This window comes from Geodermatophilus chilensis (assembly GCF_002802985.1).
GTDB lineage: Bacteria > Actinomycetota > Actinomycetes > Mycobacteriales > Geodermatophilaceae > Geodermatophilus > Geodermatophilus chilensis.
The window spans coordinates 1-19,176 of record NZ_NVPT01000075.1 but is presented as its reverse complement, the minus strand read 5'-3'; the positions used below and the strand labels follow the sequence as shown (position 1 = coordinate 19,176).

Genomic DNA, 19,176 nt, shown 5'->3' with positions numbered 1-19,176 from the left:
GACGGCTCGTTCCCCGGGCGGCTCGACGGTAGGAGGGTGTGCCGCGCGTCACAAGGTGCTCGAGTGGCGGTGAGTGTCGGTTCCGTGCGTGCGGTCCCCTCCGTCACCCGTGCGCGCGGACGTGCTCGGTGATCAGCTCGGCGACCCGGTCGGGCGCGACCTCGGGGATGAAGTGCGGAACGCCCTCGAGCACCTCGAGCCGGTAGGGGGCGTCGACGAACGCCTGAGTCTGCTCGGTGGCGGTGCGGCCGAGGGCGGCGTCGCGGGTGCTCCACACGTGCAGCGTCGGCACGCGGACCCGGCCGACCGGGTTCCGGGCGTCGAGGGGCAGCGCGCGGTACCAGGCCAGGGCCGCGGAGAGTGCCTCCGGTTCCTGCATCCGTCGCACGTAGTGGTCGGCGACGTCGGCCGGCAGGCCGCTGGTCGCGAGCAGCCGGCGCAACGGCTCGCCGCCGACGGCCAGCAGCAGCCGCTCGGGCAGCACCGGCACCTGGAACAGCGCCAGGTAGGAGGAGCGCAGCGCCTGGTCGCTGGTGACGAACGCCTTGGCCATCGCCGCCGGGTGCGGCACCGACAGCGCGGTCAGCGAGCGGACCCGCTCCGGGTGCCAGGCCGCCAGCGCCCAGCCGACGATGCCGCCCCAGTCGTGTCCGACGACGTGCGCGCTGCCGAGCTCGGCGGCGTCGAGCAGCGCCAGCACGTCGTCGGTGAGCTCCCGCAGCCGGTAGGCCGCGCGGCCCGGTGGGCGGGCGCCGGGGGAGTAGCCGCGCTGGTCGGGGGCGAGGGTGCGCAGGCCCGTGGCGTGCAACTGGTCGGCGACGGCGGTGAAGGCGGCGGCGTCCTGCGGGAAGCCGTGCAGCAGGACCACCGGGTCGCCGTCCGCAGGACCGCCGTCCCGGACGTCGAAGACCAGACCGTCACGCGTGAAGCTGTCCACCCCGGCACGGTGCCCCCCGGGTGGGATCGGCGCCAGTCATCGCCGGCGGCGGATCGGCGTCCGGCGCGTGCTCGGGCGATCCGGGACGATGGCACCGTGGTCACCTCGGAGGAGCTCATCGTCCTGCTCGACGACGACGGGACGGCGATCGGCGCGATGCCCAAGCCGCTGGTGCACCACGGGGAGACGCCGCTGCACCGGGCCTTCTCGGCCTACCTGTTCGATGACGCCGGCCGGCTGCTGGTGACCCGCCGCGCCGAGGGGAAGCAGACCTTCCCCGGTATGTGGACCAACACCGTCTGCGGTCACCCCGGCCCCGATGAGGACGACGCCGCCGCGATCGCCCGCCGGGCGGCCTTCGAGCTGGGGCTGCAGGTCGACGAGCTGCGGCCGGCGCTGCCCGGCTACCGCTACCGCGCGGAGTTCCGCGGGGTCGTGGAGAACGAGGTCTGCCCGGTCTACCTCGGCCGCTTCGCCGGCACCCCGGCGCCGGACCCCGACGAGGTCGGCGAGTGGGAGCTGCTGGACTGGGCGGCCTTCCGGCAGCGGCAGGAGTCCGAGGACGGCGACGCGTGGTCGCCGTGGTGCCGCGAGCAGGCCCGCCTCATCGAGGCGGCCGGCCTGGTCCCGGTCGGCTGACCGCCCGGGCGCGTCGGAGCACCGAGGAGCCCGCGCGCAGGCCGCTCAGGCACGGGGCGGTGGCGACAGGTCATGGACGGCGCGTGGAGCCCGCACCACGAGCCGCCGAGCACGGCCGGTGACCGCCGCGGCACGGGCAGTACCGGCCACCCGGCAGCCCTCGTGTCGCTGTGCGGGCGCGCGCAGGCCGCTCCCTAGCGTCCGCGGCATGGAGCGCCGTCGGTTCCTCTTCTTCCTCGCCGCGGGGCTGGCCGGCACGGCCGTGGGTCGCGGCACGGTCGGCCTGGTCGACCCCACGCGGGCGCCGGTGAGCACCGCTGCGGCCGCCGAGCCGATCGCGCCGTCAGGACCGGGTGTGCTGCCCGCGCCCGCGGGCGTCGTCGACCAGCTGCCGGGCGACGGCGCGTCGCTGGCGCTGACCATCGATGACGGCACCAGCTCCGAGGTGGTCAGGTCGCTGTGCCGGTTCGCCCAGGACAGCGGCGTCCGGCTGACCTTCTTCCCCAACGGCCGCTACTCCTCCTGGGAGGAGAACGGCGACGTGCTGCAGCCGCTCGTCGACTCCGGCCAGGTCGCCATGGGCAACCACACCTGGTCGCACCCCGACCTGACCACGCTCTCCGACGACCAGGTGGCCGAGGAGATCGGCCGCAACCGGGACTGGATCGAGAGCACCTTCGGCATCCGCACCCCGTTCATGCGGCCGCCGTTCGGCGCGCACGACGAGCGGGTGCAGCGGATCAGCGCCGAGCTGGGCCACCCGACCGTCGTCATGTGGAACAGCACGCTGGAGGACAACCGGCTGCTCACCGCCGACGAGCTGGTGGACGCCGCCCGCCGGTGGTTCGCCGCCCAGGCGATCGTCGTCGGCCACGCCAACCAGCCGACGATCACGACCGTCTACGCCCAGCTGCTGGAACTCATCGCCGAGCGCGGGCTGCAGACGGTCACGCTGGCCGACGTGTGGGGGACGGGCCTCGGCGGCGTCCGGACGGCATCGGGGACCGCGGCCACGGCGTGATCGCCCGACCTGCGACGGGCGGCGGCATCCACCAGGCTGGTCGGCGACAGCTCGATCGACAGACGGAGGAGCGGATGGCCGACAGCAGGGCGTTGCAGGGGCGGGTGGCCCTGGTCACGGGCGGGGCGAGCGGCCTGGGGCGGGCCACCTGCGTGGCATTGGCCGAGGCCGGCGCGCACGTGGCCATCGCCGACATCGACGAGGGCGGCGCCAAGGGCACGGCCGAGCTGGTGGCCGACGCCGGTGGGTCGGCGGAGGTCGTCGCGCTCGACGTGACCGACGACGCCAGCCGCCGCGCGGTGGTCGCGCAGCTCTTCGACGCCCACGGCGACGCCTTCGACATCCTGGCCAACGTCGCCGGCATCGACCGGCCCGGCTACATCACCGACATCGACCTCGCGGACTACCAGCGGGTGCAGGCGGTCAACTGCGAGGGCCCGGTCTTCCTGACCAGCGAGTTCATGAAGCGGGTGCAGCACCTGCCGGAGGGTCGCACCGCCGACGTGGTGCACATCGTGAGCCTCTCGGCGATCACCTCGGGCAGCGGCGCGATCGCCTACAACGGCTCCAAGGCGGGCTTCCTCAACGCCACGAAGTGCATCCAGCGGGAGCTGCGCGAGAAGGCCGTCACGGGTGAGGACGGCGTCGAGCGGCCCTTCCCCTGCCGCGTGCAGGCGGTGATCCCGGCGGCCATGGACACGCCGATGATGGAGCAGTGGGGCATCCCGGCCCACCTGATGATGCCGCCGTCGGCGGTCGCGGAGATGGTGCGGTACCTGGTGACGCTGCACCCGGCGGCCTTCGTGCCGGAGATGCAGATCGTGCCGCGTCTCGAACCCAACTTCCCGCGCTGACCCGGCAGCCGTCCCCGAGGAGGCGACGATGACCAGCCCCGACGACCCCGACTCGGCCATGGCCAGCGGGTCGGACGCCGGTGAACCCGGGGAGCACCTCGGCGCCGGCGACCTGACCGACGACGAGCGGCGGGTGCTCGAGGAGCTCGAGCGCGACGCCCCGGCCGGCCGTGAGGACGACGACGTCGTCGACGACGCCGTCGTGCGCGCAGCCGAGGACGAGGCACCGCTGCCGGGGGAGGGCGGCGACCAGGGCGACGGGCTCAGCGCCCGGTTCAGCTCCCCGCCCCAGGAGGACGGCGCCTGACGGGCGGGGCTCCCCGGGAACCCGTCGGGGAGCCCCGCCCGTCACGGCGCGTCGTCCGTGCCGGGGGAGCGGCTGAGGGCGATCAGGCGCCACAGGCAGTGCTCGAGCAACGGCTCGGGGAAGTCCGCAGCCAGCCGGTAGTAGACGACCCGTCCCTCCCGGCGGTTGGCGACCAGCCCGGCGGTGCGCAGCACGCGCAGGGCGTAGCCGACGACGTCCTCGTTCACCTCCAGGGACAGCGCCAGGTCCCCGACGCACAGCTCCTCGGCGACGTCGAGGGCGTAGAGCACCCGCGCCCGGGTCGGGTCGGAGATCAGGGTGAGGATGCTCGCCAGCGCGGCGGCGTCGTCCCGGCTGGGCAGCCGCGCGCGGGCACGGGCCACCCGCTCGGGGTCCACCGGGTGCTGGTGCGACTGCGGTCGGTCGTCGTCCATGGTGTGTCGCGAGGCTCCCGTTGTCCGTACGTCCGTCCGGGTATCCGGTCGGTAGCGGTGGCACCGCGACCGCCGACGACCAGATTGCCCCACGCCGACGTGGGCCGACGGAGGGAACACCCGTGACCGTTGCCAGCCAGATGCTCGACACCTATCCCGCCGACCTCGGGGGCGTCGACAGGCAGAAGCTCACCGCCTGCATCGAGGCCGGCTACGAGTGCGCCCAGGCGTGCACCGCCTGCGCCGACGCCTGTCTCAGCGAGGAGATGGTCGCCGAGCTCACGAAGTGCATCCGCACCAACCTCGACTGCGCCGACGTCTGCGACACCACCGGCCGGGTGCTCTCGCGGCACACCGGCTACGACGCCAACCTAACCCGGGCCGTGCTCGAGGCCTGCGCCGCGGCCTGCAAGGCCTGCGGTGACGAGTGCGAGCAGCACGCGTCGATGCACGAGCACTGCCGGGTCTGCGCCGAGGCCTGCCGGCGCTGCGAGACCGCCTGCCGGGAGCTGCTCGGCTCCCTCGGCTGAGCGGGACAGCGGGCCCGGGCAGCGCGGCTGCCCGGGCGGCCCCCTGCAGGGCCCCGCCGCGAGCGTGCGAGAGGCGGGGGGCAGGGGGGTCCTTCTTCAGCCGCGCAGCCGGACGGCGACCAGCGCGACGTCGTCCTCGGCGCCCTCGGGCAGCATCCGGCCGATCAACTCGTCGCAGGCCGCCTCCAGCGGCCGGTCCCGGACGGCGGCCAGTTCGTCGGCCAGCCGCTGCACGCCGAGGTCGAAGACCTGGTCGCGCCGCTCGACGAGGCCGTCGGTGTAGAGCAGCAGCGTCGAGCCCGGTTCCAGTACCGCCTCGGACTCGCTGCGCCGCGCCGCCGGGTCCACGCCCAGCAGGAGCTCGGCGCGCGGCGTGGTCAGCGGGTGCACGCCGTCGCTGGGCTCGGCGAGCAGCGGGGGCAGGTGCCCGGCGCTGGACCACCGCAGCCGGGCGCCGCCGGTGGCCGGGTCCGGGCTCAGGCGGCCGACCAGCACGGTCGCCATGGCGTGCAGCCCGAGGCCCGCGACCGCGGAGTCGAGCCGGCGCAGCACGGTGGCCGGGCCGTCGGCGCTGTCGTAGGCGATGCCGCGCAGCAGCCCGCGCAGCTGGGCCATCTCGGCGGCGGCCTCGGTGTCGTGCCCGACGACGTCGCCGATGACGACCACCATCGAGCCGTCGGGCTGCTCGAACACGTCGTACCAGTCGCCGCCGACCTGGGCCTCCCGCGCGGCCGGGACGTAGCGCACGGCGACCTGCAGCCGCGGCGACTCCGGTGGGGCGGTGAGCATCGAGCGCTGCAGCGTCTCCGCGGCGCGGACGATGCTGCGGCTGCGCGCGTACAGCGCCTCCAGCAGGTGGGTGCGCAGCTCACCGACCTCGGCCAGCTCCTGCGCCGTCCACGGCTCGGAGCGGCCGCGGACGGTCTCCCGCCACCGCTCGAAGCTCTTGCGCGGGCTCAGCCGCACCGAGTCGCCCTCGCGCTCGGCGATCGCCTTGTTGTGCGGGTCGCCGCCCCAGTCGACGCTGCGCACCGCCTCGGCACGGTGCCAGAGCACGTACTGGCCCTCCGGCAGCGGCAGCACGAGCACCCCGCACGCGACGTCGACCGGCACCCCGAGCCCCGGCGCGGACCGGGGCAGCGAGTCGGTGGCCACGACGTCCTCGCCCCGGGCGGCGGCCCACGCCGCGACCGCCTCCGCGGTGCCCTGGGGCAGCGGCGTGCCGCGGCTGCCGCGGTGGCCCTGGAGGTGCACCACGACGCCGTCGGCCGGCGGGAGGTCGAGCAGGTCCGGCGAGCCGAGCAGCGTGTCGGTCAGCGGGCGGTCCTCGTCCAGGGTGGCCGAGGTCAGCCAGGCCAGCGTCGAGCGCACCCGCAGCGCGCGGTGCACCTCCCCCTCCTCGGCGCGGTCGACCAGGCGCAGCGACAGCGTGGAGCCGAGGAACTCCGCGGCCGCCCGCGTGGCGTGGGGCGGGGCGTGCGGACCGGAGTAGTGGTGGCAGGCGATGAGCCCCCACAGCTTCTCGTCCCGCAGCAGCGAGATCGACATGGAGGCCCGCACGCCCATGTTGTGCAGGTACTCGACGTGGATGGGCGAGACGCTGCGCAGCGTGGAGAAGGTCATGTCCAGCGGCGTCCCCGTCGAGGGCACCAGCGCCGGGCGCAGCGGCACCGGCCGGTAGTCGACGTCGGAGATCAGCCTGATCCAGTTCTTCTCGTACAGGGCCCGGGCCTGCGCCGGGATGTCGGAGGCCGGGTAGTGCAGCCCGAGGAAGGAGTTGAGCTCCGCGCGCTTGGCCTCGGCCACGACCTCGCCGTTGTAGTCGGCGTCGTAGCGGTAGACCATCACGCGGTCGAACCCGGTGAGCTCGCGCACCGCCTGCGCGGTGATGTCGTAGAGCTCCTGCAGCGAGGTCGCGCGGTTGAGGTCGCCGACCGTGCCGCGCACCGCCTGGTAGGTGTTCGGGAACGAGAACGGCCGGGGGCCGCGGGCGGGCTCGAGCTCGACGACCAGCACCGTTGGCGGGGTGATGCCGTCGTCCGGGCCGACGACCGCACGGTGCAGCAGCGCATCGACCGGCACCGGCCTGCCCCCGACGTCGAGGGCGACCTCCACCGGGTTGCGCTCCCGCAGGCCGCCGAAACCACTGGCCGAGCGGGCCACCGCCTCGGCGGCCACCACCCCGAGCACGTCGGGCAACCGCCGGCCCAGCGCGTCGTCGGGCGCCACGCCCACCAGGTCGGCGAGGTTCTCCGACACCTGCTCGACGACGACGTCGGTCTCGGTGACCGCGAGCAGCACGCCGCGCGGCTGGATGCTGCCGGGGACGTGGATCGGCTCGCGGTCGCAGTTGGCGAGGTCGACCGGCGTCCCCGCCGGCAGCAGGTCGATCTCGGAGCCGGTCACGCAGGGGCCCCGACCGGCGCGCACCAGGCGGCCAGCGCGGTGAAGGTGGCGCGCGCGGCGCCGACCACCCGGCCGGCGTCGCCGCCGGCGGCGACCCGGTCGCGGGTCACCCGGCGGAAGGCGTGCCACATGGCGCCGGTCTCGGCGCCGTACGGGGAGAAGGCGCCCAGCCGGACGTCGGGGCCCAGCGTGGGCAGCGTGGCCAGGTGGCGGGAGATGAAGGTGCCGCCCAGCGTGGAGCCCTCCAGGACGTAGAGCCGGCCCAGGGCCTGGTCGGTGTCCTCGACCGCGGGCAGCTCGGGCAGGGCCGTCGTGTCCGGCTCGGCACCCAGGGCGCGCAGGTCCTCGGCGAACAGGTGCGCCCGGCGCCGCCGCGACCAGGCGACGGTCTCGGCGTCCGCCGGCGAGCGGGCGGCCCACGCGTCCAGGCCGGCCTCGGCGGCCGTCCAGAAGGCGTGCAGCCGGGCGAGGACGGCGACCAGCCGATCGCGGCCCAGCCGGTCGTCCATCAGGCCGAGGGTCGTCTCCACCTGCTCGTGCTCGACGGCCGTGGCCGTGCGCAGTTCGGTGAGGACGTCAGCGCCCCCCGCGTGTCGAGGCAACGCCTCTCCTCCCACAGCCATCCCGGTTCCGAGACTAGGCGACCCCCGCCGCCGCGGCGCGGGCTGGACGGGGCGTGGTACCGGTCACGATCCGGTCAACGGGGGGCTGCTCGGCGGCGACCCGGTGGGTCCTCCGACGGCGCTGTCGTGCTCCGCGGAGGGCGGTCGAGCAGCAGGTCCGTGGCGCGGGCGAGGACCTGGGCGCGGGTGCGGGCGCCGTGGTCGGCGACGAGGAAGTGCTCGCCGATCGCCACGCAGAAGGCGACCAGGCTGCGGGCCTCGACCTCGTCGGGATCGGAGCAGAAGGTGCCGATCATCTCGCGGAGCAGCGCCATGCGCCGGTTGTCCACCCGTCGCAGGCGCTCGGCGACCGCCTCGTCGCGCCGGGCCCAGTCCCGGACCGCCAGGTCGATCGGCAGCAGCCGGTCGCTGGAGAAGGTGAGCACGCCCGCGCGCCGGATCTGGGTCCTGGGGTCGCCACCCTCGCGCTGGATGCGGTCGAGCACCTCGTCGGTGCTCTCCCGCTCCCAGGTGTCCAGCATCGCCTCGAGCAGCGCGTCCCGGTCGGCGAACGACCCGTAGAACCCGCCCTTGGTGACGCCGAGCTCCTTCGCCAGCGCCTCGACGCGGACGGCGTCCGGCCCGCCGGCGGCCAGCGCCTGCAGCCCCTCCTCGATCCACCTGTCTCGCGGTGTGCGGGTCACGCCCATGACGTGTCCCCTCTCGGCGCGCCACCGTGTATACGCCGCCGTACAGAACGGCTAGCGTCTCCGTATACGGCATCGTATGCACGAACGGAGGCACCGAGATGAGCACCGTCTTCATCGAGCGCACCGTGGGGACGTGCGAGGTCCCCGCATCGGTCCGCGCGCTCAGTTCCCTGCCCGACATCGACTACGCCGACCGGTTCGTCCTCGCCACGGACGCGGAGGCCACCCCGGAGCAGTGGGCCCGGGCCATGTTCGGCGACGTCCCCAGCAGCGCCGAGTGGGTCATCTGGCGCGGTCTCCTCGGGCTCCGACTGAGCCGGGGACGCTCGCCGGCCACCGTCGGCGGATGGCGGGTCGGCGGACGTGGCGAGGACTGGATCCGGCTGGAGGCCGCCTCCTGGTTCCTGAGCGCCGACATGCTCGTGCAGACGGCCGAGGGCCGGGTGTCGTGGACGACCTGCCTGCACCACGACCGGCGCGTGGGGCAGGTCGTGTGGCCCCCGTTGTCCGCCGTCCACCGCCGGCTGGTGCCCCGGGTGCTCCGCGACGCCGAGAGGAGAATCCGGGCAGCCCGGTGAGGACACTGCCCGTCACGGCAGCCGGGCGCGGCGCAGCGAGGCGTGCAGCAGCAGCCGCGCGTCGCCGTCGGCGAGGTCCAGACCGATCAGCGCCTCGATCCGCCCGAGCCGGTGGTACAGCGTCTGGCGGTGCACGTGCAGGGTCGCGGCCGCACGCGCCGGGCTGCACCCGGCGTCCAGCCAGGTCTCGGCGGTGGCGGTGAGCACCGGGTCGGCCAGCAGCGGGCGGACGGCAGGATCGGGCCCGGGCAGCGCCGCGGCCAGCCGCCACGCACCCAGCTCCCCCCAGTGCGCCACGGGGGAGAAGCGGGGGACGGCGGCGGCGACCCGTGCGGCGGTGCGCGCCTGCTCCCAGCGGTCGGGCAGCGCCTCGGCGTCGGCCCCGACGGCGGACAGCCCGGCGGTGCTGCCGGACGGCAGACCGGCCAGCGCGGCGGCGGTGACCGCGGCGGCCGGGCGCAGGTCCGCCGGACCGGGCAGCGGAACGGCGACGGCGACCAGTCCCTCGCCGGGGAGCACGGCGCTGACCGCACCCGCGGCCGGTGCCCGCCACGGCGACGGCAGTCCCGCGCCCGCCGGCCGCAGCGCCACGAGCACCACCGGCGTCCGCCCGCCCCAGGCCGCGGTGAGCGTCCGGACCGCCTGCGCCTGTGCGGCCGGGGTGCCGGTGAGCGCGGCGGCCAGCGGGCGGCCCAGGTCGCCGGCGTCCTCCTCCCGCTCGGCCAGCAGCCGGCCCGCCTCGGCGGCCAGCTCCACCGCCGCGGCGAGGGCGGGGTCGTCGGCGGCGGGGTCCGTGCGTCCGCCGTCGAGCAGCCACAGGTAGCCGCGGGTGCGCCCGGCGTGCCGGACCGGCAGCACCAGCCGGGTGAGGATGCCGGCGTCCGGGTCGCCCGGGGTGCGCAGCGGACCCTCGGCGACCGCGATGCCGAAGTCCTCGAACCAGCGACGGGTCTCCGGGGTCGACCCGCGGCCGAGGATCGAGCGGGTGCGCACGGCGTCCATCACCGGCGTCTCGGCGCCGTCGACCGGGTGGGCGCAGAAGGCCAGCAGGGTGAAGTCGGCGTCCTCGAGGGTCGCCGGGGCGCCGAGCAGGGCCGCGACCCGGTCGACGAGCTCCTGCAGCTCGTCGCGCACGCCGTCGTCCCCCTGTACACGTGTATGACACCCGACGGCGGAGACCGTACGTCTGTCGCTGGTGGTGCGGACCGCGGCTGCCTAGCGTCGGAGGCGTCAGGTCCCCCGGTGGCGGAGGTGGCGCGTGCTCTCGCAGAAGGCCCTGCTGCTCGGCGCCTCCCGGCGCCCGGAACTGCGCCGGCTGGTCACCGGCATCCCGGCCACCCGCCGGGTCGTCGACCGGTTCGTCGCCGGCGAGACCCTCGACGACGTGCTCGCCGTCGTCCGTCGGCTCACCGCCGGGGGGCTCGCGGTGACCCTCGACCACCTCGGCGAGGGTGTGACCGACGAGGCCGAGGCGGTGCGGTCGCGCGACGCCTACCTGGCGCTGCTCGACGGGCTGGCGCCGCTGCGACTGGGCCGCGCGGCCGAGGTGTCGGTGAAGCTCTCGGCGTTCGGCCAGGCGCTGCCCGGCGGTGGCACCGACCTGGCGCTGGAGCTGGTCCGGCCCGTCGCCGAGGCGGCCTCGGCGATCGGCACCACGGTCACCCTCGACATGGAGGAGTCGGCCACCGTCGACTCGACCCTCGCCGTCCTCGCCGAGCTGCGCCGCGACCACCCGGGCACCGGCGCGGTGCTGCAGGCCGCGCTGCACCGCACGGAGGACGACGCCGCCGCGCTCGCCGTCCCCGGCTCGCGGGTGCGGCTGGTCAAGGGCGCCTACGACGAGCCGCCGTCGGTGGCGTGGCAGTCCCGCGCAGACGTCGACGCCGCCTACGCGCGCTGCCTCGGCGTCCTCATGCGGGGGCCCGGCCACCCGATGATCGGCTCGCACGACCCCCGCATGGTCGAGCTGGCCCAGCGGCTGGCCGCCGAGTACGGCCGGACGCCGGACTCGTGGGAGGTGCAGATGCTCCACGGCATCCGCACCGACGAGCAGCGCCGGCTGGCCGCCGAGGGCCTGTGTGTGCGCGCCTACGTCCCCTACGGCGCCGACTGGTACGGCTACTTCATGCGCCGGCTGGCCGAGCGTCCCGCGAACCTGCGCTTCTTCCTGCGCTCCCTCGTCAGCACGTCCTGAACAGGAGATCCCGATGGACGCCGTCACCCAGGTCCCCCCGCCGCGCAACGAGCCGGTGCTCACCTACGCCCCCGGCTCACCGGAGCGCGCCGCGCTGCAGCAGCGCCTCACCGAGCTGGCCGGCGAGCCGCTCGAGCTCACCATGACCATCGGCGAGGAACAGCGGATGGGCGGGGGCGAGCACTTCGACGTCGTCCAGCCGCACCGGCACGCCGCCGTCCTCGGCACCGCCGCGAACGCCACGCACGCCGACGCCGAGCAGGCGGTGGCCTGCGCCAAGGCCGCCGCCCCCGCGTGGCAGCACCTGTCGTTCGACGACCGCGCCGCGGTGTTCCTGCGCGCGGCCGAGCTGCTGTCCGGGCCGTGGCGGCAGACGCTCAACGCCGCGACGATGCTCGGCCAGTCCAAGACCGCCCACCAGGCCGAGATCGACTCGGCCTGCGAGCTGATCGACTTCTGGCGCTACAACGTGCACTTCGCCCGCCAGATCCTCGCCGAGCAGCCGCAGTCCAGCCCCGGCGTGTGGAACCGGACCGACCACCGGCCGCTCGAGGGCTTCGTCTACGCGGTCACCCCGTTCAACTTCACCGCGATCGCCGGCAACCTGCCGACGGCGCCGGCGCTGATGGGCAACACCGTCGTCTGGAAGCCCGCGCCCACCCAGCAGTTCGCCGCGCACTTCCTCATGCGGCTGCTGGAGGAGGCCGGGCTGCCGCCGGGCGTCATCTCGATGGTCACCGGCGACGGGGCCGCGGTCTCCGACGTCGCCCTCGCCGACCGCGACCTCGCCGGCATCCACTTCACCGGGTCCACCGCGGTCTTCCAGATGCTGTGGCGGCGGGTGGGGGAGAACATCGCCTCCTACCGCGGCTACCCGCGCATCGTCGGGGAGACCGGCGGCAAGGACTTCGTCGTCGCCCACCCCTCGGCCGACGTGGACGTGCTGCGCACCGCGCTGGTCCGCGGCGCCTTCGAGTACCAGGGGCAGAAGTGCTCGGCGGCTTCCCGCACCTACATCCCGCGCTCGGTGTGGGCGCGGTTGCGCGACGACCTGGTCGCGGTCACCGAGTCGCTGCCGATGGGCGACGTCACCGACTTCTCGAACTTCATGGGCGCGGTGATCGACCGTCACTCCTTCTCGAAGCTCTCCGGCGTGCTCGACCGGGTGGACGACGACCCGGCGCTGTCGATCGTCGCCGGCGGCCAGGCCGACGACTCCGAGGGCTTCTTCGTCCGGCCGACCGTCATCGAGGGCACCGACCCCGGTCACGAGGTCTTCACCACCGAGTACTTCGGGCCGATCCTCGCCGTCCACGTCTACGACGACGCCGACTACGACACCGTGCTGACCCAGATGGAGTCCGCGGCGCCGTACGCACTCACCGGGGCGGTCATCGCGCAGGACCGCACGGCGATCGAGCACGCGCAGCGCTTCCTGCGGTTCGCGGCGGGCAACTTCTACGTCAACGACAAGCCCACCGGTGCCGTCGTCGGCCAGCAGCCCTTCGGCGGCGGGCGGGCCTCGGGCACCAACGACAAGGCCGGCGCGGCGCAGAACCTGCTGCGCTGGACGTCGACCCGGTCGATCAAGGAGACGTTCGTGCCGCCGACCGACCACCGTTATCCGCACATGTAGAAGGACCTCGTCCTCCCCGCCCTTCGCAGGCTCAGGTCGGGACCCGGGACGAGGCCACTGACGCTGGTCACCGCGGTCCCGGCCAGTGCACCAGGCCGTCGGGATCGACCACGGCACCCTCGGACGGGCGGTGCTCGGTGAGGCGGCCGTCGGGCATGAGGTGGCGCACCGGCACCCCACGACCGAGGACGGCGACGTCCGCGACCAGGCGCCGGTGGCAGCGCCACCACACGCTCTCGCTGCACATCACCGCGACCGTCGCCGTCGCCGCCTCGGCCAGCACCTCCTCGAGCGCCGCGGCGAACTCCGGCGTCCGGGTGTGGGCGGCGTAGGCGGCGAACTGGGCGACGGTCCACCAGCCGTCGGCCACGGGTTCGTCCGGCGGCAGCCGTCGGCGCCCGCCCAGCCGGGCGTCCCAGCGGTAGCCGACGCCGGCGGCGGGCAGCCAGTGCTCGAGCGCCTCCCGTCGGACGTCGGGGTTGCTGCGGCTGCCCGGGAACCGCCGGATGTCGACGACCGTCTCGACGCCCGCCCCGGTCAGCCGGGCGCCGAGACGGGTGCGGTCGTCGGGGCCGTGGCCGACGGTCAGCAGGGGCACCCCACCTCCCTACCCCCGGGCGCGGTCAGCCGGGTCGGCGGGCGAGGCCCAGCACGTGCGGCGTGGCCGGGAGGGTCAGGCGGGAGTCGGGGAACCGCAGCCGGCGCAGGGCCGTGACCTCGAACCCGGCCCGCTCGATCGCGCCGACCGGGTCGACGGCGGTGTGGCAACCGCCGGCCAGCAGCGGCCACAGCGTCGCGTCGGCGAGGCGCTGCACCGCGCGCACCGACCGGGTGTCGCCCAGGCCGTGCTCGAGGAAGGCCAGCGTCCCGCCGGGCCGCAGCACGCGGGTGACCTCGGCGAGCGCCCGGTCGCGGTCGGGTAGCGAGCACAGCACCAGGCAGAGCACGGCGGCATCGGCACCGCCGTCCGGCACGGGCAGCGCCTTGGCGGTGCGGCGACCACGGTGACCGGCACGGGCGCGGCCGCCGCCGCCCGGGTCGCCAGGCCCCGCAGGTGCGGCTCGGGCTCGACCGCGGTCACGCCGATCACCGACGTCGGGTAGTGCGCGAAGTTGCGGCCGTTGCCGCAGCCGATCTCCACCACCGACCCGGACAGCGGCGCCAGCAGCTCGGTGCGGAGCGCGCCGAGGCCCTCGGTGTCCATCCCCTCGCTGATGCGGGCGTACAGCCGGCCGAACACCGGGCGGGGACGGTCCGTCGACGGGACGCGCGGAGGTGGGGGCACCCCCGGATGGTGCACCGCGGTCGACCGGTCATGCTGGGCGGTCGGGCGACGGCGCCCGGTCGAGGGGAGCGCTGTGGCATGGGGGACGACGACACCGCGGACGTCGCTGTGGCGGCTGCCCGCGGTGCGGGCGCTGGCCGGCGCGACGGCTCTGGGCTTCACCAGCTTCAGCCTGACCCTCGCCTCGCTGCCCGTGTACGCGGTCGCCGGAGGCGCCGCCGCCGACACCGCCGGCGTGGTCACCGCGGTGTTCCTGGCGGTCACCGTCGCGGGGCAGTCGGTGGTGCCGGCGCTGACCGCCCGGTTCGGCGCGGGGCCGGTGCTGGCCGCCGGCCTGGTCGCCCTGGGCGCCCCGTCACCGCTCTACGCGGTGGACGACGGCCTGCTCTGGCTCTCCGCCGTGTCCGCGGTCCGCGGCCTCGGCTTCGCCGTGCTCACCGTGCTCGGGGCGACGCTGGCCGCGCGGGTCGCCCCGCCGGAGCGGCGCGGCGAGTCGATCGGCCTCTACGGGCTGGCGATCGCGGTGCCCAACCTGGCATTCGTCCCGGCCGGGGTGGCGCTCGTGCTCGGCGGGCACGCGACCTGGACGGCGTGGCTGGCCGCCGCGCCCGTGCTCGCGCTGCCGCTGGTGCCCGGCGTGGTCCGCGGGGCGCGTGCCGACCCGCCCGCCGGCACGTCGTCCTCCCGGGCCGCGGTGCGCGCCGCGCTCGCGCCGTCGGCGGTGCTGCTCGTGGTCACCCTCGCCGGCGGCGGGCTGGTGACGTTCCTGCCGATCGAGCGGCCCGACGGCGTCCTGGCGACCGCGGCGCTGCTGGCCTTCGGTGTCACCGCGGCGCTGTCCCGGTGGCGGACCGGGGCGCTGGCCGACCGGACCGGCACCCGGCTGCTGCTGCCGCTGGCGCTGCTCGTGTCCGCGGTCGGGCTGGCGGCCGTCGCCCTGGGGCTGGGCGCCGGGGCCGGCTGGGTGCTCGCCGGCGCCGCCGTCTTCGGCGCGGGCTACGGCACGGTGCAGAACCTGACGCTGCTGGCCGCCTTCGCCCGCGCCGGCGAGGGCGGGGCCACCACGGTGAGCGCGGTGTGGAACGCCTCGTTCGACGCGGGGACCGCCGTCGGCGCGCTGGTGCTCGGCCTCGTCGCGGCCGGGATCGGCCTGCCGTGGACCTACGTCCTCGTGGCCGTCGCCCTGCTGCTCACCCTCCCGCTGGCCCGAGCGGCGACGCGGCCGTAGGTCAGCCGGCGACGCGGGCGGCAGCCTCGCGCAGCGCGCGGAGGAAGAGCACCTCCTCGGCCGACCGGCGCAGCCAGGTCCGCAGGCCCTCGGGGTCGTTGCGGTGGCGGTCGCGCAGCTGTCCCAGGTTCAGCTGTCGGGTGCTGGCCTGGGCCCGCTGGGCGGGCGGCAGGCGCCGGCCGTCGGCGCGGGCGATCGCGGTCAGGCCGGCGCCGACGAACACGAGGTGGCGGATCTCGGTGATGCCGGCGAGCAGCTGGTCCACCCCGGCGGCGTCGTCGGCGGAGAGGCGGCGGACCAGCTCGTCGGCGGTCCGCCGTCCGGCGGTCTGCGGGTCGGGTGTCGTCACGTCGAGCCATTCTCGTCCCACCGGATTGCCGGCGTTCTCCGTGCCCCGGGGGTCCTGCAGGACCCGCAGTGCACGAGGAACGCCGGCAACGGGAGCGCGGCTATGCGTCCCTGCGGGTGAACACCACGGCGGCGAGCGCCAGGACGGCGGCGACCTCGGCGACGAACACCGCGAAGCCCACCCACGGGTCGAGCAGCAGCGGGTTGAACGACTGCGGCGTCGCGATGGCCGACCCGGCGTTGCCCGGCATCAGCTTGGTCGCCCACTCGCCCCAGGCGCCGGGGAGCACCATCACCAGGTTGCCGACGACGAAGACCAGGCCCAGCACGATCGCCAGCGCCGCGGCGGTGTGCCGCACGAGCAGGCCGACGCCCGCGGCGAACAGCCCGAGCCCGGCCATGTAGAGGCCGCTGCCGACGATCGACCGCAGCACGCCGTCGTCGGTGAGGGCCAGGCCGATGCCCTCGCGCTCGAGGAACCAGTTGCCGCCGAGGTAGCCCGCCAGCGCGGTCAGGGTGCCGGCGACGAACAGCGTCGAGGCCAGTACCGCGGCCTTGGCCGCCAGCACCGCACCGCGCCGCGGGGTCGCCGCGAGCGTCGCGCGGATCATCCCGGTCCCGTACTCGCTGGTGACCGTGAGCGCGCCCAGGACGACGGCGGTGACCTGCGCGAACATGATGCCCCAGGTGACGAAGGCACCGACCGGCTCGTCGACGTCCCCGCGGGCCAGGGCCTCGGCACTGAGCGCGCACACCAGGGTGGTGAGGCCGGCACCCAGCACGAACATCGCGCCGAGCGACCAGGGGGTCGAGCGGACGGTCCAGGACTTGACCCACTCCGCCCGCAGCGTCGCGCCGGTACCGGGTGCCGCCGGGGTCTCGGTGCGGGTCCAGGCGTGCGTGCCCACGGTGCTGCTCATCGGGTGGCTCCTGCGGGGGTGGCGGCGTACTCGACGCTGTCGGCGGTCAGGGTCATGAAGGCGTCCTCGAGCGAGGAGCGCACCAGGGTCAGCTCGTGCAGCAGCAGGCCGGAGCGGCCGACCAGCTCGCCGACGGCGGCCGCGTCGAGGCCGCGCACCCGCAGCTCCCCGCCGTGGGCGGCGACGTCCAGGCCCTCGCGGCGCAGCAGGGTGGCGACTTCGTCGTGCTGCGGGCTGCGCACCCGCACGTGGGAGGCGGCGTGCCGGGCGACGAACTCCGCCGTCGAGCAGTCGGCCAGCACCCGGCCGCGGCCGATGACGACGAGGTGGTCGGCGGTCAGCGCCATCTCGCTCATCAGGTGGCTGGAGACGAACACCGTGCGGCCCTCGGCGGCGAGGTCGCGGGCGAGGGTGCGCACCCAGCGGATGCCCTCGGGGTCCAGGCCGTTGACCGGCTCGTCGAGGACGACGACCGGCGGGTCGCCCAGCAGCGCGGCCGCGATGCCCAGTCGCTGCCCCATGCCGAGGGAGAACCGGCCCACCCGCTGCCCGGCGACCGCGGTGAGGCCGACCAGGTCGAGCACGTCGTCGACGCGGGCGCGCGGGATGCCGTTGCTGAGCGCCAGCCAGCGCAGGTGGTCGCGCGCCGAGCGGCCCGGGTGGAGGGCGCGGGCCTCCAGCAGCGCGCCGACCTCGCGCAGCGGGGCAGGGGAGTCGGCGTAGCGGCGGCCGTTGACGGTGACGCTGCCGGAGGTGGGCCGGTCCAGCCCGAGGACCATCCGCATCGTCGTCGACTTGCCGGCGCCGTTGGGGCCGAGGAAGCCGGTCACCCGGCCGGGCTCGACGGTGAAGCTGATCCCGTCGACGGCGGTGCGGTCGCCGTAGGTCTTGGTGAGCCGGTGCGCGGCGATCACGGGGTCACCGGGCCGCGGGAGGTCGGGGAGGTCATGGCGTCGAGGCTCTCGGCCGCCGGCTCCCGCGGGTATCCGGGAAGCCCCTGGACCGACCCTGAACGGTCCCCGATCACCGAACGGCCCCCTCCAGGGCGTCCCCGAGCTCGCGAGGGGACCCAGGAGAGGGGCCTTTCTCAGGCCGAGCGGAGGAGCGCCGGATCCGGGCGCAGCAGGCGGCGCAGCGCCACCGCGACCTCCCGGCCGGCCCGGTTCGCGCCCACCGTGCTCGCCGAGGGGCCGTAGCCGACCAGGTGGACCCGCGGCTCCCCGGCGACGTGGGTGCCCTCCATGCGGATGCCGCCGCCGGGCCCGCGCAGGCCCAGCGGCGCCAGGTGGCCCAGCGCCGCGCGGAACCCCGTGGCCCACAGGACGGCGTCGGCGCGGACGAACCGGCCGTCGTCCCACGCCACGCCGTCGGGGGTGAGCCGGTCGAACACCGGCAGCCGGTCGAGGACCCCGCGGGCGCGCGCCTCCCGGACCCAGGGCGTGACGACCAGCCCGGTGACGCCCACGACGCTGCCCGGGGACCGGCCCTCGCGGACGGTGTCCTCGACCAGCGCGACCGCCGCCCGTCCCTCGTCCGGGCCGAACGGCTCCTCACGCCACACCGGTGGGCGCCGGGTCACCCAGGTCGTGTCGGCGACCTCGGCGATCTCCCCGAGCAGCTGCACCGCCGAGGCGCCGCCACCCACCACGACCACCGACCGACCGGCGAACTCCGCGGCGCCCCGGTAGTCGACCGGGGTCAGCTGGCGACCGCGGAAGACCTCCTGCCCCGGGTAGCGCGGCACGAACGGCCGGGTCCAGGTGCCGGTGGCGTTGACGACGGCGGAGGCGGTCCATTCGCCGTCCGTGGTCTCGACGCGGAACCGGTCGTCGCTGGTGGGGCGGACGGCGCGGACCCGGACCGGCCGGTGCACCGGCAGCGCGAAGTGCCGCTCGTAGTCGGCGAAGTAGGCGGGCACCGCGTCGGCGGCCGGGACGTCGTCCCCCGCCGGTGGGAACGGCAGGCCGGGCAGGTCGTGCACGTGGTGGGTGCGGGCCAGCGTCAGGGAGGGCCAGCGGTGCTGCCAGGCGCCGCCGGGGCGGGCCTCGGCGTCGAGGACGACGAGGTCGAGCCCCAGCCGCGCGAGGTGGTGCGCCGCACTGAGGCCGGCCTGGCCGGCCCCGATGACGACGACCTCGACGTCCCTGTCCACGCGGGGGTCAACCCCGCGCGCACGCCGTCCCTTCCGGCCCCGACACCTTGCGGATCTCTTGCGGTTGCCCGGCGGGTGCCCTGCGGATGGGTCAGCAGAGTCCTCCCTGTCACCGAGACGACGAGAACCGACGGCGTCGCGGCAAGACCGGCCCCGACCGGGGCCCCGAGGACAGCCGGCGTCTCCATCGCACGGGGGGACGGAGCCGCCGGCGGATCGACCGGCGGCGTCGTGGGGGACGACGCCGCCGGGCACGACGACCGGCACCGCCGGGGGGCTGTCTGTTATACACAGCTGACGCTACCGACGACGCCTGCAGGCGAGTACCGCCATGTCGTCGCCGTCCTAACACACAACACGACACATCGCTTCGTATAGCAGAGACTCACTTCTTA

The 19,176-nt window shown here is 75.5% G+C and carries 21 protein-coding genes; 9 read left to right on the top strand and 12 right to left on the bottom strand.

The features are described 5' to 3' along the window. Window positions 1–103 precede the first annotated feature (103 nt). Window positions 104–937, bottom strand: a complete 834-nt coding sequence (locus CNO22_RS14070; protein ID WP_100499971.1) for an alpha/beta fold hydrolase — start codon at window positions 935–937, stop codon at window positions 104–106. A gap of 96 nt (window positions 938–1,033) precedes the next feature. Here CNO22_RS14070 and idi point away from each other — a divergent pair, with 96 nt between their 5' ends. The 4 genes from idi to CNO22_RS14050 all read left to right on the top strand — a co-directional run bounded on the left by idi (window position 1,034) and on the right by CNO22_RS14050 (window position 3,758). Beyond that, window positions 1,034–1,576: an isopentenyl-diphosphate Delta-isomerase gene (gene idi / locus CNO22_RS14065; RefSeq protein WP_100499970.1), complete on the top strand. Its 543-nt coding sequence runs from the start codon at window positions 1,034–1,036 to the stop codon at window positions 1,574–1,576. Between the two features lie 208 nt (window positions 1,577–1,784). Further along, window positions 1,785–2,597, top strand: a complete 813-nt coding sequence (locus tag CNO22_RS14060) for a polysaccharide deacetylase family protein (RefSeq protein WP_100499969.1) — start codon at window positions 1,785–1,787, stop codon at window positions 2,595–2,597. 74 nt (window positions 2,598–2,671) lie between these two features. Continuing rightward, window positions 2,672–3,451 (top strand): SDR family NAD(P)-dependent oxidoreductase, encoded by a 780-nt coding sequence (locus tag CNO22_RS14055; protein WP_100499968.1) that lies wholly within the window; start codon window positions 2,672–2,674, stop codon window positions 3,449–3,451. Window positions 3,452–3,479: 28 nt separating this feature from the next. Next, complete coding sequence (locus CNO22_RS14050; protein WP_100499967.1) at window positions 3,480–3,758, top strand: hypothetical protein; 279 nt, start codon at window positions 3,480–3,482, stop codon at window positions 3,756–3,758. A gap of 41 nt (window positions 3,759–3,799) precedes the next feature. Here CNO22_RS14050 and CNO22_RS14045 read toward each other — a convergent pair whose 3' ends face one another. Then, on the bottom strand, window positions 3,800–4,192 hold the full coding sequence (locus CNO22_RS14045) for an ArsR/SmtB family transcription factor (RefSeq protein WP_100499966.1): 393 nt from the start codon (window positions 4,190–4,192) through the stop codon (window positions 3,800–3,802). Window positions 4,193–4,314: 122 nt separating this feature from the next. Here CNO22_RS14045 and CNO22_RS14040 point away from each other — a divergent pair, with 122 nt between their 5' ends. Then, window positions 4,315–4,722, top strand: a complete 408-nt coding sequence (locus CNO22_RS14040) for a four-helix bundle copper-binding protein (RefSeq protein ID WP_100499965.1) — start codon at window positions 4,315–4,317, stop codon at window positions 4,720–4,722. Between the two features lie 96 nt (window positions 4,723–4,818). Here the strand turns inward: CNO22_RS14040 and CNO22_RS14035 are convergent, their stop codons facing one another. The 3 genes from CNO22_RS14035 to CNO22_RS14025 form a co-directional block, all read right to left on the bottom strand. After that, window positions 4,819–7,128, bottom strand: a complete 2,310-nt coding sequence (locus CNO22_RS14035; RefSeq protein WP_100499964.1) for a SpoIIE family protein phosphatase — start codon at window positions 7,126–7,128, stop codon at window positions 4,819–4,821. Next, entirely contained in the window at window positions 7,125–7,730 is a 606-nt protein-coding gene (locus tag CNO22_RS14030) for a biliverdin-producing heme oxygenase (protein ID WP_232807027.1), read from the bottom strand. Before CNO22_RS14030 ends, CNO22_RS14035 begins: the two co-directional genes overlap by 4 nt. A 95-nt stretch (window positions 7,731–7,825) precedes the next feature. Continuing rightward, a complete protein-coding gene (locus CNO22_RS14025; RefSeq protein WP_100499962.1) occupies window positions 7,826–8,440 on the bottom strand; it encodes a TetR/AcrR family transcriptional regulator in 615 nt (204 codons plus the stop codon). Window positions 8,441–8,538: 98 nt separating this feature from the next. Here CNO22_RS14025 and CNO22_RS14020 point away from each other — a divergent pair, with 98 nt between their 5' ends. Beyond that, the gene (locus tag CNO22_RS14020; RefSeq protein WP_100499961.1) at window positions 8,539–9,018 is read left to right on the top strand and encodes a DUF2867 domain-containing protein; all 480 of its coding nucleotides are present in this window, start codon (window positions 8,539–8,541) and stop codon (window positions 9,016–9,018) included. A 12-nt stretch (window positions 9,019–9,030) separates the two neighbouring features. Here CNO22_RS14020 and CNO22_RS14015 read toward each other — a convergent pair whose 3' ends face one another. Then, window positions 9,031–10,152, bottom strand: a complete 1,122-nt coding sequence (locus CNO22_RS14015) for a PucR family transcriptional regulator (RefSeq protein WP_100499960.1) — start codon at window positions 10,150–10,152, stop codon at window positions 9,031–9,033. A 124-nt stretch (window positions 10,153–10,276) separates the two neighbouring features. Here CNO22_RS14015 and CNO22_RS14010 point away from each other — a divergent pair, with 124 nt between their 5' ends. Both CNO22_RS14010 and pruA read left to right on the top strand, forming a co-directional pair. Beyond that, window positions 10,277–11,212, top strand: coding sequence for a proline dehydrogenase family protein (locus tag CNO22_RS14010; protein ID WP_100499959.1), 936 nt, complete (start codon window positions 10,277–10,279; stop codon window positions 11,210–11,212). A 13-nt stretch (window positions 11,213–11,225) separates the two neighbouring features. Next, entirely contained in the window at window positions 11,226–12,848 is a 1,623-nt protein-coding gene (gene pruA / locus CNO22_RS14005) for an L-glutamate gamma-semialdehyde dehydrogenase (protein WP_100499958.1), read from the top strand. Between the two features lie 67 nt (window positions 12,849–12,915). Here the strand turns inward: pruA and CNO22_RS14000 are convergent, their stop codons facing one another. Together CNO22_RS14000 and CNO22_RS28360 are read right to left on the bottom strand one after the other, a co-directional pair. Continuing rightward, window positions 12,916–13,446, bottom strand: a complete 531-nt coding sequence (locus tag CNO22_RS14000; RefSeq protein ID WP_100499957.1) for a DUF488 domain-containing protein — start codon at window positions 13,444–13,446, stop codon at window positions 12,916–12,918. Window positions 13,447–13,471: 25 nt separating this feature from the next. Continuing rightward, window positions 13,472–13,822 carry a class I SAM-dependent methyltransferase gene (locus tag CNO22_RS28360; RefSeq protein ID WP_198588320.1) on the bottom strand — a complete coding sequence of 117 codons (351 nt, stop codon included), beginning with the start codon at window positions 13,820–13,822 and terminating at the stop codon, window positions 13,472–13,474. A gap of 384 nt (window positions 13,823–14,206) precedes the next feature. On the opposite strand from CNO22_RS28360, the gene CNO22_RS13990 reads away from it, so the two are divergent. Continuing rightward, a complete protein-coding gene (locus CNO22_RS13990) occupies window positions 14,207–15,361 on the top strand; it encodes an MFS transporter (RefSeq protein ID WP_100499956.1) in 1,155 nt (384 codons plus the stop codon). A 1-nt stretch (window position 15,362) separates the two neighbouring features. Here the strand turns inward: CNO22_RS13990 and CNO22_RS13985 are convergent, their stop codons facing one another. The 4 genes from CNO22_RS13985 to CNO22_RS13970 all read right to left on the bottom strand — a co-directional run bounded on the left by CNO22_RS13985 (window position 15,363) and on the right by CNO22_RS13970 (window position 18,781). Then, on the bottom strand, window positions 15,363–15,710 hold the full coding sequence (locus tag CNO22_RS13985) for a hypothetical protein (protein ID WP_100499955.1): 348 nt from the start codon (window positions 15,708–15,710) through the stop codon (window positions 15,363–15,365). Window positions 15,711–15,810: 100 nt separating this feature from the next. Then, window positions 15,811–16,629 carry an ABC transporter permease subunit gene (locus CNO22_RS13980; protein ID WP_100499954.1) on the bottom strand — a complete coding sequence of 273 codons (819 nt, stop codon included), beginning with the start codon at window positions 16,627–16,629 and terminating at the stop codon, window positions 15,811–15,813. Next, window positions 16,626–17,543, bottom strand: coding sequence for an ABC transporter ATP-binding protein (locus CNO22_RS13975; RefSeq protein WP_100499953.1), 918 nt, complete (start codon window positions 17,541–17,543; stop codon window positions 16,626–16,628). Before CNO22_RS13975 ends, CNO22_RS13980 begins: the two co-directional genes overlap by 4 nt. 173 nt (window positions 17,544–17,716) lie before the next feature. Continuing rightward, window positions 17,717–18,781 carry an FAD-dependent oxidoreductase gene (locus CNO22_RS13970; protein WP_100499952.1) on the bottom strand — a complete coding sequence of 355 codons (1,065 nt, stop codon included), beginning with the start codon at window positions 18,779–18,781 and terminating at the stop codon, window positions 17,717–17,719. Window positions 18,782–19,176: the final 395 nt, after the last annotated feature.

Coding starts and splice junctions, on each gene's coding strand:
- CNO22_RS13980 (WP_100499954.1), bottom strand. CDS start 16,629: ATGAGCAGCACCGTGGGCACGCACGCCTGGACCCGCACCGAGACCCCG.
- CNO22_RS14050 (WP_100499967.1), top strand. CDS start 3,480: ATGACCAGCCCCGACGACCCCGACTCGGCCATGGCCAGCGGGTCGGAC.
- CNO22_RS14060 (WP_100499969.1), top strand. CDS start 1,785: ATGGAGCGCCGTCGGTTCCTCTTCTTCCTCGCCGCGGGGCTGGCCGGC.
- pruA (WP_100499958.1), top strand. CDS start 11,226: ATGGACGCCGTCACCCAGGTCCCCCCGCCGCGCAACGAGCCGGTGCTC.
- CNO22_RS14025 (WP_100499962.1), bottom strand. CDS start 8,440: ATGGGCGTGACCCGCACACCGCGAGACAGGTGGATCGAGGAGGGGCTG.
- CNO22_RS14045 (WP_100499966.1), bottom strand. CDS start 4,192: ATGGACGACGACCGACCGCAGTCGCACCAGCACCCGGTGGACCCCGAG.
- CNO22_RS14055 (WP_100499968.1), top strand. CDS start 2,672: ATGGCCGACAGCAGGGCGTTGCAGGGGCGGGTGGCCCTGGTCACGGGC.
- CNO22_RS14020 (WP_100499961.1), top strand. CDS start 8,539: ATGAGCACCGTCTTCATCGAGCGCACCGTGGGGACGTGCGAGGTCCCC.